Below are 12,822 nucleotides of genomic sequence, written 5' to 3'. Positions count from 1 at the left end.
CCAATGTGGGGAATGATTGCCACCTGGCGAATGGCGCTGGAAGGCGTAACCGAAGCCGCGGCGGCGCTGGCATCCGGCGCTGATACCGCCAGCGCCGTGGTCAATGCGGTGGCGGCGGTAGAAGATTTTCCGCTGTACAAATCGGTGGGCTACGGCGGCCTGCCGACGGAAAACGGCGAGGTCGAACTGGATGCCGCCTTTATGCATGGCGATACCCTGGCCTTCGGCGCGGTCGGTAATCTGGTGGATATTGCCAACCCGGTGAAAGTCGCCCACGCCCTGAGCCGTCAGCGCTACAACAGTCTGCTGGTCGGCCAGGGCGCCAGAGAGTGGGCCATAAGCCAGGGATTCGCCGCCAAAGCGATGCTGACCGAACGCGCGATGCAGCATTACCGGAAGCGCTGTCGCGAAACGCTGGATAAAGGCCTCAGTCCTTACGACGGCCACGATACCGTGGGCATTATTGGCCTTGATAAACAGGGTTCCATGAGCGTTGCCACCTCCACCAGCGGCCTGTTTATGAAAAAGCGCGGACGGCTGGGCGATTCGCCGATTATCGGCTCCGGTTTCTACTGCGATAGCGAGACCGGCGCCGCCACGGCGACCGGCGTCGGTGAAGATCTGATGAAAGGCTGCACCAGCTACGAAATCGTCCGGCGAATGGCCCAGGGAATGACGCCGCAGCAGGCGGCGGACTCGGTGGTCTGCGAGCTGGAAGACAAACTGATGTCGCGCTTTGGCCGCGCGGGCGACCTTTCGGTGGTGTGCATGAACCGGCGCGGCGAATTCGGCGCCGCCACCAACATCAAAACCTTCTCCTTTGTCGTCGCCAGCGCGACGCAGCCGCTCACCGTGTTCTGCGCCGAGCGCGTTCGGGAGAAAACCCATTACCGGCCGGTGGACGACGAATGGATGCAGGCCTATGCCGCACGCATTCGCGCCCCCATCGAGGAGTAAGCCATGCTGGATTATCGTCTGATTAATCAACTGGATAGCGTCTGCACCGGCGCACATCTGGTGACCTGGCCCGGCAGCACACTGCTGGCCCAGGCCCCGCTCAATGCCGTTCCGCTGCTCGCGGAAATGGTGGAACAGGCCGCCCGCGGCGAGGTGGCGGATACCCGCTTCGGCTGCTCCCCCTTCGCCCGCATCACCCTCATTCCGCCACCGCTGTGGAGGGAGACGCTGAACGATGGCCTGGCCGAGGCGCTGCGGCTGCTATGCAAAAAGCCGGTGAGCGAAACGCTTATCCTCGACGCTTCGCTGGAAGAGAGCAGCGGCGCGTTAACCAAAGCGCTGCGCGAAATGTTTAACCTCGACTGGCAGCTTGATGATTTGGGCCTGCATCAGGTGAAAGCCGCCAGGCCACGCCTGCGCCAGCTCGCCCTCTACGCCTTACCCGAACAGCGGTCGGCGCTGGACACCCTCGCCCATCGTCAACGGGCCACGGCGCACGGCATGCTCGCCGCGCGCCGTCTGGCGGATCTGCCTGCGGAGCAGTGTACCCCGCAGTACGTGGTGGAAGAAGCCCGGCGTCTGTGCGCGGATATCCCCACGCTGCGCTGCGAAGTTCTGGATGAAAAAGCGATCGTCGAACAAGGGCTCGGCCTGCTGCATGCGGTGGGTAAAGGCGCTGAACGCCCGCCGCGCCTGCTGGCGATTCATTATGATGGCGTCAGCGAGGGCCCGGTTCGCTGCTACGTCGGTAAAGGCGTCACCTTTGATACCGGCGGACTGTGGCTCAAGGAAGGCGCCGGGATGTACACCATGAAGTACGATATGTGCGGCGCGGCCAACGTCCTTGGCCTGATGCTGAGCATCGCCGAGCTGGCGCTACCGGTGCGGGTAATGGGCGTACTGGCGCTGGCGGAAAACGCGATTGGCCCCGCCGCCATGCAGCCGGGCAGCGTCGCCCGGGCCTGTAATGGCCTGACGGTAGAGATCAATAATACCGACGCTGAAGGCCGCCTGGTGCTTTCCGATGCCATTGCCTGGGCGAGCCAGCGACATCCGCAGGCGCACTATATTATTGATATTGCGACCCTTACCGGCGCGGTGGTTAAGGCGCTGGGTTACGATTTGAGCGGCTTGATGACGCAAAGCGACGCGCTGCGGGCGGGGTTAACCCGGGCAGGGATAAAAAGCGGGGATGAGGTCTGGTCGCTGCCGCTGGATAGCAGGCTGAAGAAGCAGACCGAAAGCGCAATCGCCGACCTGTGCAATACGCCCGGCAATAATGCGGCCATCAGCGCCTCCGCCGCCTGGCTTTTGCACCATTTTTGCCCGCCGGAGATTCCCTGGGCCCATCTCGACGTCAGCGGCACGGCGCTGTGGCGCGAAGGCGGTAAAAGCGTCGCTTCCGGCCGGCCGATTCCGCTACTGATTCAGCATCTGCTCGACGATATCTACGAGAGTTAACACCCTCCCCGGAGGCGATGCTGCGCATCTGTCCGGGCTACGGTTACCAGCAATCTGTGGCCCTGTAGCCCGGGCAGGCGCCCTGCGCCGCCCCCGGGAGAAAAGCGCAAAGTGGCAGTATTTCCCGGAGGCGATGCTACGCATCTGTCCGGGCTACGGGTTACCAGCAATCTGCGGCCTTGTAGCCCGGCTAAGCGCAGCGCGAGCCGGGAAAAAGCCACAGCAATACCCCGTCACGGCATATTCCCCGGGTTGCGGCGTAAACGCCTTACCCGGGCTACGGGCTGATTCAGCATCTGCTCGACGATATCGACGAGAGTTAACACCCTCCCCGGAGGCGATGCTGCGCATCTGTCCGGGCTACGGTTACCAGCAATCTGCGGCCTTGTAGCCCGGCTAAGCGCAGCGCGAGCCGGGAAAAAGCCGCAGCAATACCACGTCACGGCATATTCCCCGGGCTATCGGCAATCTGCGGTGCTGCAGCCCTACTCCTCGCTCACGACTGGCTTGACTCTTACCGCAAACAGCACTATCACCATGGCGCTGACCAGCAGCACGCCGCTGCCGACAAAAACGCCGCTCGCGCCGTTGAGATCGAATACCGCACCGCCGCCAGCCGCACCGGCGCTAATCGCCAGCTGAATAGACGCCACCAGCAGGCCGCCCGCGCTTTCAGCTTCATCCGGCACCGTGGTGGCAAGCCAGGTCGACCAGCCCACCGGCACCAGACCAAAAGCAAAGCCCCACATCGCCACCAGCAGACCGTCCAGCAGCGCGACGTGGCCGAACGTTACCATCATCAGCGCCAGCACGCTCATTGCCAGCGGCACCAGCGCCAGCGTCAGGCGCAGGCTTCGGGCTAACAGATGTCCGGCAATCGAGGTGCCGATAAAGTTCGCTACCCCAAAACCGAGCAGGATCAGAGAAACCCCTTCGACGCTGGCCTGCGCCACGGTTTCGAGGAACGGACGCAGATAGGTAAAGAAGGCGAAGTGGCCGCTGAAAATCAGGATTGTCGCGAGCATGCCGCCAATCATACCTGGCCGACGCAGCACCTTAAACAGGGTAGCGAAGCTGCCGACGCTCTCCGGACGCATGGAAGGCAGAACCCACAGCTGCCAGAGCAGCGCAACCACGCTCGGCAGCGCACAGATAAGAAATACGTTGCGCCAGCCGATCAGCGCGCCGAAATAGCTGCCCAGCGGCGCGGCAACCACCGTCGCGATGGAAACGGCGGAAAAGATAATCGCCAGCGCTTTCGGCACCATCGCCGCCGGAACCAGACGCATGGTGGTCGCGGTCGACATCGACCAGAAGCCGCCGATGGCGATCCCCAGCAGCAGGCGCCCAAGCAGCAAAAACTCCAGCGAACCGGCGAAGGCCACCATCATGCTGGAGATAATTTGCAAAACGGAGAAGAACATCAGCACCCAGCGGCGGTCAATATTTCGCGTCGCGGTGGTGATCAGCAGCCCGGTCACTAACGCCACCAGCGCCGTCGCGGTGACCGCCTGCCCCGCCATACCTTCGCTAACGCCCAGGCTTGCCGCCATCGGCGTTAACAAACTGGCAGGAAGAAACTCGGCGACAATCAGGCCAAACACCCCCAGCGCCAGCGCATAGACGGCGCGCCACGCGGGCCGGGCGTTGGCCTGGCTCTCTTCAGCTGCAATGCAGGAACTCATAAACATCTCTCCAGAACAATTAACATTTCGTTAAGATTAGGCGGTTCTGTTCGGACGATCTATGATGCATACTCCTTGATTATTGATAATTCGTCCGGGAATGATGTTATGACTCAGCACGCCCTCGATCTCACCAGCGAACTTCTGCGCGGCATGCGCCTTTCCGGCGTCAACTATCGCCGCATCGAAACCTCCCGCCCTTTTGGCGTCGAATTCGGCTTCGTACCCGGTAAAGCGCAGTTCCACTTTATCAGCCGGGGACCGGTACTGCTGCGCATGGTCAGCGGTCAGCGCCTGATGCTGCAGAGCGGCGATGCGCTGTTTATTCCGAACGGCGATGGTCACGTGCTGCTCTCCGATGACCAGGCAACGGTGGTTAACGTGTCCAGACTGCCCAGCGAACCGGTTTGCGACTCGGTAAGCTGCGTCAAAAACGCCTGCGACGACGCGAAAAGCGACAGCGCCATTATCTTCAGCGCCTGTATGGACTTTGAGCTGGGCGGTATGCAGCCGCTGGTCAAAGCGATGCCCGAAGTGATGCTGGTCAGCAGCCTGCTGACCAGCCGTCCGGAGATCCCGCCGATGCTGGCGGCCATGGAACGCGAAAGCCTCACTCGACAGGCGGGCTACGCCGGCATTCTGGCGCGGCTGGCCGATGTGGTCGCCGCGCTGATTGTCCGCGGCTGGGTGGAGTGCGGCTGCGGCAACGCCACCGGCTGGGTACAGGTGCTGCGCGATCCTAAGCTGGCTAAAGCCATTTACGTGATGCATCAGCAGCCGGGCATTAACTGGAAAGTCGAGGATCTGGCCCGCGAGGCGGGAATCTCGCGTTCGGTATTTGCTGAACGCTTCCTCTCCGCCACCGGCACCACGCCCGCCCGCTATCTCACCGAGCTGCGTATGCGCCTCGCGGTGCAGTACATTTCCCATGAGGGTCAGGCGCTGGAAAAAGTGGCCTTCAGGCTGGGGTACAGTTCTCATGCCGCCTTCAGCCGCGCCTTTAAACGCATTATCGGAAAGGCGCCGGGCGCGCTGCGCGATCTGTCGCGGGAAGAAGGATTTTAGCACTGTCCCAGTTCACGGGTGCGCCTGACCGCCGCCAGTACGCTGCGCTGAAGCCCAGCGGCAAAATCGCTGTTGTTCAGCTCATACAGACCGTGGATCCCGACGCCCGCCGGGGAGTTGTTGATATCCAGAAGCTGGCGCGGATGCTTCTGGCTTTGGCGCAGCATCTCGACCGCGCCGAGCAGGTTTTCCAGCACCACCTCCGTTGCCTGGGGTCGCGGCAGCCCCGCCAGCACGCCGGCATCGGTAAGGGACTCAATAAAGTAGTAAATATAGTTAGGGCCCGCGACGCCAAAGCCGGTAAAGATATCGATCAACCGCTCAGGCAGATACAGCACTTTGCCAAAGCCGTGCAGAAACGGCTCGATCTCAGCCGCGCTGGCGTGGGGGTTTAAGGTCACGCCGCTATAGCCAAATCCGGTATCGGTCAGGGTATTGGGGATCGCCCTGGCAATCGGCGTTGCCGCACCAAACAGGGAGGCCAGCTTTTCCAGGGTCACCCCCGCGATCAGAGAAACCACCGTCGTCGAGCCGTTTAGCTGTGGGCGCACGCGGTTCGCCACCCCCGCCAGATCGTCCTGCGGACGGATCCCCAGCACCAGCAAAGAGGCCTCGTTTACGCCACCGTCGCCCGACAGCCGATAACGGGCGCGCAGAGCCTCGACTCGCGCGCTGTCGATATCCTCCAGCGAGATCGCGTCCGCCCGCAGCGCACCGTGGCTTAATGACGCGCGAATAATCCCCTCCGCCATCTGTCCGGCGCCAATAAAATGGACCCTGGCCATGAGTCTTACTCCTTATTCAAAAAGATATTCGCCGTTGCCAACGCGAAAGCGTCGGCCTTTGAGCGCCGGGTCAGCAACGCGAAACACCAGTTCAGTCAGTTGGTTCGCCGCGCCCTGGCGGAAAAGAAACTCTCGACCGCCCACCGCCAGCCCCTGCTCGCCTTGCGGGGCAAAGCCAAACAGCAGCTGCCAGCGGTCGCGCAACGCCTGAGGATGCTGTACCGTGAAAACCGCGCGCTGCAGTTCAATCTCCCCCAGCGGATGCGGCGCAGCGAGACCCTGTGCCTGCAGGCGGCTCAACCGGGCGTCATCCTCTTCCCCCCATTGCAGAATGAAGGGATAGACCAGGCCGTCAAAATCGCCGTCAATGGTGAAGATCCGCCAGCGGATAACGTTGCCCTGCGGATCGTCGCGCTGGCCGTTGACGATCGGCGAAACCCGCAGGCCCTGCTCGTGCAACTCCGCATGCGTGCGCTCAATATCGTCGCTACGCAGCGCCACCCGATACAGCGCTTCATTATCCGGCAGCAGCCGCGACGCATCCCGGGAGAGTAAAAACGTCTCCGCGGCGGAAAGCAGCTCTGCATCATCGGCAATCGCCAGAAATTCTATATAGGTCAGGCCGAAATAGCTCAGCGCATTCCTGGTCCCCCAGCCCGGGTGGCGCCCACCGGCCACCACGTTGAGCTTTTGCCCGCTCAGCGCCTGAATCGCCGCTTCCGGCTGATTAACAAACTGGACCGCGTGGTCCCACGTTAAGATTGCCATTCGCCCTCCCGCTCCTCTGCCTGATAAAAACGCAGCCGACAGGCGGCATCGCCGCGAGCCAGCGCGGTCTGCACCTCTAAATGCAGCCCCGGAAACGCGTCGGTTAGCGCACGATCGCCTTCCATGCAGATATCGCACAGCGTCTCAATTTCGCTGGCGCCTCGCCCCTGCTGCCGCCAGCAGTTGACATAGGGACAGTAGTGAAACAGGACGATAAATTCGTCCCGGCTGGCGCTAACGGGCTCCATCTCATAAACCTGAGATTCCAGACCGCGGGTAAACAGCCCGGCAAACTCCTGCAAATCTTTTCGATCGCGCATTTGCGCGCGCAGCTTATGCCCGATATCGCGGCCATAGCGGCGTATTGCTTCACGGACAGAATCATCCGCGATATGGCGTTGTCGGCTTTCGTCCAACAGGTAACCGATCGTTGCCGCGCGTTTTTCAGTAATGGCGCGCAGCGCCAGGGTCACCTCATCGTTTAAGGTGGCGGCGTTATGCGCCGGTTCCGAGCTTATTTGCGTCATGCGCTTATTCCCAGTCGGTATTCACTTTCACGTCGCTGGCGCCCGGCAGGGCATACACATCTTCGGCGTACCATTTCCGCGAGAGCTCAGCGAGCGTGCCGTCCTTTTTCAGGGCAACCAGCTGCGCGTCAATCGCTTTGATTAGCTGCGGATCGGTATTTTTTTTATACAAATAGACGTTAGGAAACAGGCCGACGGAATCCGACGCTTTCAGATTAAGATTTAGCGCCTTATTTAACGCCAGCAGCGCGCCAATGGGGTAAATCGCCGCATCGTACTCCCCGGAGGCTACCGCTTTAAAGATATCGGCGGCGGACTGCTCGCCGTTGGGCTGCAGGTTAATTTGTTGGCCTGGATGTTTTTTATTGTAGTTTTCAATCACCGTATAACGGGCGTCGGAGGTATGAATCGGCACCAGCTTTTTCTTCCCGCTGGCGAGATCGCCGAGATTATGTATATCGTTCTCATCGTTACGCACAATCAGGCGCAAATCGCTGATGCCGGTCGGCTCGCCGGAGTGGTCGTATTTTTCCGCCCGCTCTTTGGTGAGATAAAAGTGATCCGCCGCGAGGGTATAGGCGCCGGTCGATAGGCCGACGATCATCGCATCGCGCGAGACCGCATTAAAATGAAACGTATAGTCGGTTAAACGCTGGTCCAGCACCTTTAACAGGTCGCCATCGTAACCGGTAATATTGTTGTTATCGTCAACAAAGCTAAAGGGAAAACCGTTAGCATTGACGACAACCTCAACCGTTTTCGCGTTTGCGCTTTTTTCAACCGCCTGCGAGGCGTTCATTCCCATTGCCAACGCCAGCGCACTCACCAGTAAAATTTTATTTTTCAAAATACCTTCCCCAAAATGATAACCGTGGAACACTCTTTTCTGCGTTTCCTTGCCAGAGGGCGCTCAGAAACCTTTCTGCACTGCGCAATGCTCTGGCAATCGCCAGGCACAGCACGATATAAATCACCAGCACGACGCAGTAGGCTTCGACAAAATGAAACCCGCGCGCGGCGGCGATATTGGCTTTCGCCATCAGATCAACAACGGTGATGGTGTAAACCAGCGAGGTGTCTTTAATCAGATCGATCAGCACGCTGGTAAAGTTCGGCAGCGCGGATACCGCCGCCTGCGGAAAAATAATGCGTCGGAACTGCGTGAATCCGCTTAGCCCGATTGACCATGCGGCCTCGCGCTGCCCCTTATCAACCGCATTCCATCCCGCGCGAAAGGTTTCGGCGAAATAAGCGCTGAAGATCAGCGACAGCGCGGTGACCGCCGCCGCCAGCGGCGAGAGTTTATAGCGGTACATCGTGTCCTGCGGGCCGCCGAACAGCCCGGCGGCAATCCACGGCCAGACGTAAAAAAAGAAATACAGCATCACCAGGACCGGGACCGAACGGCCAAAGGAGAGGAATACCCTCGCCAGCCATTGAACGCCGGGTACCTGACGAATAATCGCCCACGCCAGCGCTGCGCCCAGCAAAGTGGAAAACCAGTAAGGATAATAACGTTATCGTCAGGGTGACCGGCAGCGCGCTTAAAATAAACGTAAAATTGTCGCGAATGAACGCCAGGCTAAACATGTTAATTTATCACTCCAGCAGGAACTGATATTTCTTTTCAATACGAGTGGTAAAATAGAGAATAATACTATTCAGCACCCAGTAGACGATAATAACGCTAATAAATGCCGCGACTTGTTTCGCCCCGTAGCTATTTTGCGAAATCTTTTGTGCCCGCCCAAAAATATCCACAATACCAATAATATTGACCAGCGAGGTCATTTTCACGAGATTAATTAAAAGATTGCCAAAGACGGGAATAGCAATAATAAGCCCCTGGGGGAAAATAATCCGCCGTATTCCCTGATGCCAGGGAATATTCAGGCTGATAATGGCCTCTTTCTGGCCGCTATCCACCGCGCGCCACGCTGAACGCATCATTTCTGCAAAGTAGGGACTGATGCTGACCGAAATAGACAGCACCGCAAAGGTGGTATCGCTAATCCACAGCGGCGGCAGCGCCAGCGCGGTCAAAATTAATTTGCCGCCGAAGAAAAACAGCAGGATCAGCAGCGCCAGAGGCGCGCCGCGCAGAATGTCGGTATACCCATTTGCCGCCGCGCTGAGCGGCCTAAAGCGGCTAAACTGCAGCAGCACAATCAGCAGCGCGATCGTTAAACCAAGCAGCAGCGACGCCAGCGTTATACCGAGGGTCACGGGTAAATTTTCCAGCAGCTTCGGCACTATTCCGGCGATATCCTGCCAGCTAAACAGCGGGTTATTGTTCATCATCAGCCTCAGGCATGATAGTGCAGTTGTGCAAGAAACGCCCGGGTTCGGCCCTGCTGCGCCGCGCCAAATATCTGTTCCGCCGGGCCCTGTTCAACGATTTCGCCGTTTTCCATAAATACCACCCGGGAAGCGACCTGACGGGCGAACGCCATTTCGTGGGTCACGATGATCATCGTCTGGCCCGCGGCGGCAATGGTCTGAATAAGCTCCAGCACTTCACCGACTTTTTCCGGATCCAGGGCTGAGGTCGGCTCATCCAGCAGCAGAACGGCGGGGTTAATGGCCAGCGCCCGCGCAATACCGATACGCTGCTTTTGGCCGCCGGAGAGACTGTGCGGATAGTGGTCTTTTTTATGCAGCAACCCCACCTGCTTTAAGAGTCGTTCAGCAATAGCCAGCGCCTCCTGCCGCGGACGCTTTTTAGCGTATATCAGTCCTTCGGTAATATTTTGCAGTGCGGTGAGGTTATGAAAAAGATTCCACGATTGAAAAACCATAGCGGTTTTTGACCGTAGTTTTTCAATCTCCTTTTTTCCCGCTTTTGCGCAATCCAGCGCCACATCATCTATTCTTATTTGCCCGCTATCGGCAGGCTCTAAGAAATTAAGCGTACGTAATAGCGTGGTTTTCCCCGAGCCGCTGGGGCCAATAATGCAAATAATCTCGCCGGAATGAATGCTGAGCGATACCTCTTTTAGCACTCTTTCACCGGAGAAGCTTTTACTGATCTTATTGAGCGTTATCATAATGAGATATTCGTGAATAATGATTATTTGCCGCACACCGGCATTTATTGCTGTACAAAAACTATATTGCCGCCGTTCAGATGATAGCAAACAAGAAAATCATCTATCGAAAGTCAAAAAATAACTTTTTATATATTTGTTATGACAATGAGGCTTGATTGTAATTAAACCTTATTTGCAAAACAGGATTGCGGTAACCGATACTTTCATTCAAATTTATTGAACAATGAGAGCAAATTGTTTCGATTTTAATCATCGCGTCGTCGGCCTATTATTTATCACATCGGGGCAACATCGCTCCAACACTGAAAAAACGCTTAAGGAATACGACCATGAAATCCATCAAAACTTTCGTTGCAGTTGCCGCACTCTCTATGATCTCTTTCGGTACTTTTGCGCAGAGCATCAGCGCCAGCGCTTCCACACTGGACCGCGCAGAAGCCAAAATTGCCGCTCAGGCCGCAGAGCAAGGCGCCTCTTACAAAATCACCAGCGCTCAGTTCAATAACCGCGTGCATATGACCGCAGAACTGACGAAATAAAATTTGAAACATTGCCGGGCCGCCGGAAGACACAGGCGACAGCGACAACACGATGAAATAAGGAACAGAATATGAAAAATATCGGCGTAGTCACCGCACTGCTGTTAGCCGCTACACTTTCGTCCGGGGCGATGGCCGCAGAGAATAGCTTTGCGCGTCCGGAGGCAGGTTCAAATATCGACACGTCCGTGCATCAGAATCATATTGATGTCAGCCATGCCTTTGATAAAGAGAGCCTGACCGCAGGCAATCTTCAGTAACACACAGCCCGGGGCGCGCGCGGAATTATCCGCTGCGCGCCCTACTTTTTCTGCCAGTGTGCCCACGGATTATTCGCCGGCGCTTCCGCTCCTGCCGTATCGGTATCGGACAACGAATCGATATACAACGCTTCCACTTCTTTACGCGCCCACGGCGTGCGGCGTAAAAACTTCAGGCTCGACTTAATACTCGGCTCGCTTTTAAAGCAGTTGATGTTGATGCGTTTCGCCAGTTCGGCCCAGCCATATCGCGCGACCAGCGCGTTTAACAGCGCTTCCAGCGTGATGCCGTGCAGAGGATCGTTTGGGTGCTGCATTGCGTCTCTTTACCTGAATTAAAAATTTCGCTCACCATACTGGCTCCCGACGCCAATCGCAACAGCCCCGCCTCCCCCTTATCCAAAATTCGCAAAAGCACAGAACCCTCCACGGTCATAAATTAGAAAAGAACGTTATTGGTTGATTATTTTCGCTTCAGGCAAGCTGGCTTCAACCACCCGACTGAGGAATCGATCATGCGCTGTTGTTGTCCCCGAACCCTGAATCTGAATCGACGAAAACAACTGAATACCGCCTTCGGAGAACACAATGAACGCGACAACCTTACCGATACTGGATCTGGCCCGCTACGCGGACCCCGCTGAAAAAGCGGCGTTTCTCGCCGACCTGCGCCACGCCGCCCGCGATATCGGTTTCTTTTATCTGATCAACCACGGCGTCGATGAGTCGCTGCAGCAGGCCGTGCAGCAGCAATCCCGCGCCTTTTTTGCCCTGCCCGACGATCAAAAGCAGAGGGTGGCAATGATTCACTCTCCGCATTTTCGCGGCTACAACCGCGCCGCTTCTGAATTAACCCGCGGTCAACCCGACTGGCGCGAGCAGTTCGATATCGGCGCCGAGCGCCCGGCCCTGCAGCTTAGCGAACGCGCGCCGCGCTGGCAGCGCCTGCAGGGGCCGAATCTCTGGCCAGAGGCGTTGCCCTCGCTCAAACCCACATTACTGACCTGGCAACGGGAAATGACCCAGGTTGGGATCACCCTGCTGCGCGCCTTCGCCGAAGCGCTGCGCCTGCCGCTGGATGCCTTCGATGGCCTGTATGGCGATAAGCCCAATGAACATATCAAGCTGATCCGCTATCCCGGCCGGCAGGAGACCCAGAGCGCCCAGGGCGTTGGCGCGCATAAGGACTCCGGCTTCCTCAGCTTCCTGCTGCAGGATGAGCAGAAAGGATTGCAGGTCGAAGTCTCCCCTGACCGCTGGATTGACGCGACCCCGCTGGCGGGCAGCTTTGTGGTGAATATCGGCGAGCTGCTGGAGCTGGCAACCAACGGCTATCTGCGGGCAACGGTGCACCGGGTCGTTTCGCCGCCTGCCGACCAGCAGCGGCTGTCGATCGCTTTCTTCCTCGGCGCCCAGCTGGATGCCGTGGTCCCCGTCTACACGCTGCCCGACGAGCTGGCCCGCGAAGCCCTCGGACCGGATAGCGACCCGCAAAACCCGCTGCTGCGCGAGGTGGGCTGGAATTACCTGAAAGGGCGTCTGCGTTCGCATCCTGATGTCGCCGAGCGCTACTACCAGGATGTTTTTCGCGAACGCGCCGAGCAATTGATCGTGTAGACCCTAAATAATTCGGGTTGCAGGCAGGCGGCAAGTCAGTGAATCCCGATGAGCTTACTCTGGTAAGTGATTCGGGTGAGCGCACGCAGCCAACGCACATGCAATTTG

General features: G+C 58.1%; 14 protein-coding genes and 1 pseudogene. 6 read left to right on the top strand and 9 right to left on the bottom strand.

The features are described 5' to 3' along the window. The first annotated feature begins 3 nt into the window (after positions 1-3). A complete protein-coding gene (locus tag ACESQ2_RS08465) occupies positions 4-957 on the top strand; it encodes a N(4)-(beta-N-acetylglucosaminyl)-L-asparaginase (RefSeq protein ID WP_009652191.1) in 954 nt (317 codons plus the stop codon). 3 nt (positions 958-960) lie between these two features. Then, positions 961-2,418: a M17 family metallopeptidase gene (locus ACESQ2_RS08460; protein WP_373170296.1), complete on the top strand. Its 1,458-nt coding sequence runs from the start codon at positions 961-963 to the stop codon at positions 2,416-2,418. Positions 2,419-2,903: 485 nt separating this feature from the next. Here the strand turns inward: ACESQ2_RS08460 and ACESQ2_RS08455 are convergent, their stop codons facing one another. After that, positions 2,904-4,103, bottom strand: a complete 1,200-nt coding sequence (locus tag ACESQ2_RS08455) for an MFS transporter (RefSeq protein WP_014838552.1) — start codon at positions 4,101-4,103, stop codon at positions 2,904-2,906. A 108-nt stretch (positions 4,104-4,211) separates the two neighbouring features. On the opposite strand from ACESQ2_RS08455, the gene ACESQ2_RS08450 reads away from it, so the two are divergent. Next, positions 4,212-5,168 carry an AraC family transcriptional regulator gene (locus ACESQ2_RS08450; protein WP_004851102.1) on the top strand — a complete coding sequence of 319 codons (957 nt, stop codon included), beginning with the start codon at positions 4,212-4,214 and terminating at the stop codon, positions 5,166-5,168. Here the strand turns inward: ACESQ2_RS08450 and ACESQ2_RS08445 are convergent. The 7 genes and pseudogenes from ACESQ2_RS08445 to ACESQ2_RS08415 form a co-directional block, all read right to left on the bottom strand. After that, on the bottom strand, positions 5,165-5,953 hold the full coding sequence (locus ACESQ2_RS08445; RefSeq protein ID WP_046877994.1) for a pyrroline-5-carboxylate reductase: 789 nt from the start codon (positions 5,951-5,953) through the stop codon (positions 5,165-5,167). The two genes, ACESQ2_RS08450 and ACESQ2_RS08445, sit on opposite strands and share 4 nt — an antisense overlap. A gap of 12 nt (positions 5,954-5,965) precedes the next feature. Further along, entirely contained in the window at positions 5,966-6,721 is a 756-nt protein-coding gene (locus ACESQ2_RS08440; protein WP_373170295.1) for a VOC family protein, read from the bottom strand. Further along, positions 6,709-7,248: an L-2-amino-thiazoline-4-carboxylic acid hydrolase gene (locus ACESQ2_RS08435; protein ID WP_373170294.1), complete on the bottom strand. Its 540-nt coding sequence runs from the start codon at positions 7,246-7,248 to the stop codon at positions 6,709-6,711. The genes ACESQ2_RS08440 and ACESQ2_RS08435 overlap by 13 nt, the downstream gene beginning before the upstream one ends. Positions 7,249-7,252: 4 nt before the next feature. Further along, positions 7,253-8,095, bottom strand: coding sequence for a transporter substrate-binding domain-containing protein (locus tag ACESQ2_RS08430; protein WP_373170293.1), 843 nt, complete (start codon positions 8,093-8,095; stop codon positions 7,253-7,255). Continuing rightward, positions 8,085-8,838: pseudogene (locus ACESQ2_RS08425) on the bottom strand (amino acid ABC transporter permease). The gene ACESQ2_RS08430 and the pseudogene ACESQ2_RS08425 overlap by 11 nt, the downstream one beginning before the upstream one ends. A 9-nt stretch (positions 8,839-8,847) precedes the next feature. After that, positions 8,848-9,546, bottom strand: a complete 699-nt coding sequence (locus ACESQ2_RS08420) for an amino acid ABC transporter permease (protein WP_148850175.1) — start codon at positions 9,544-9,546, stop codon at positions 8,848-8,850. A gap of 8 nt (positions 9,547-9,554) precedes the next feature. After that, positions 9,555-10,295 (bottom strand): amino acid ABC transporter ATP-binding protein, encoded by a 741-nt coding sequence (locus ACESQ2_RS08415; protein ID WP_004102264.1) that lies wholly within the window; start codon positions 10,293-10,295, stop codon positions 9,555-9,557. Between the two features lie 332 nt (positions 10,296-10,627). Between ACESQ2_RS08415 and ACESQ2_RS08410 the strand changes: the two genes are divergently transcribed. Further along, positions 10,628-10,837: a YdgH/BhsA/McbA-like domain containing protein gene (locus tag ACESQ2_RS08410; RefSeq protein ID WP_004102265.1), complete on the top strand. Its 210-nt coding sequence runs from the start codon at positions 10,628-10,630 to the stop codon at positions 10,835-10,837. A 71-nt stretch (positions 10,838-10,908) separates the two neighbouring features. Next, entirely contained in the window at positions 10,909-11,097 is a 189-nt protein-coding gene (locus tag ACESQ2_RS08405; protein ID WP_004134116.1) for a hypothetical protein, read from the top strand. Positions 11,098-11,138: 41 nt separating this feature from the next. Here ACESQ2_RS08405 and ACESQ2_RS08400 read toward each other — a convergent pair whose 3' ends face one another. Continuing rightward, the gene (locus ACESQ2_RS08400; RefSeq protein WP_046878000.1) at positions 11,139-11,414 is read right to left on the bottom strand and encodes a VF530 family DNA-binding protein; all 276 of its coding nucleotides are present in this window, start codon (positions 11,412-11,414) and stop codon (positions 11,139-11,141) included. A 271-nt stretch (positions 11,415-11,685) separates the two neighbouring features. Here ACESQ2_RS08400 and ACESQ2_RS08395 point away from each other — a divergent pair, with 271 nt between their 5' ends. Then, complete coding sequence (locus ACESQ2_RS08395; RefSeq protein ID WP_014838561.1) at positions 11,686-12,714, top strand: isopenicillin N synthase family oxygenase; 1,029 nt, start codon at positions 11,686-11,688, stop codon at positions 12,712-12,714. The last annotated feature ends 108 nt before the right edge of the window (positions 12,715-12,822 follow it).

The sequence above is a fragment of the Klebsiella sp. Q11 genome, from assembly GCF_964241505.1.
Taxonomy (GTDB): Bacteria; Pseudomonadota; Gammaproteobacteria; order Enterobacterales; family Enterobacteriaceae; genus Klebsiella; species Klebsiella michiganensis.
The sequence above is the reverse complement of the archived record's forward strand: the minus strand, read 5'-3'. Positions and strand labels throughout refer to the sequence as shown.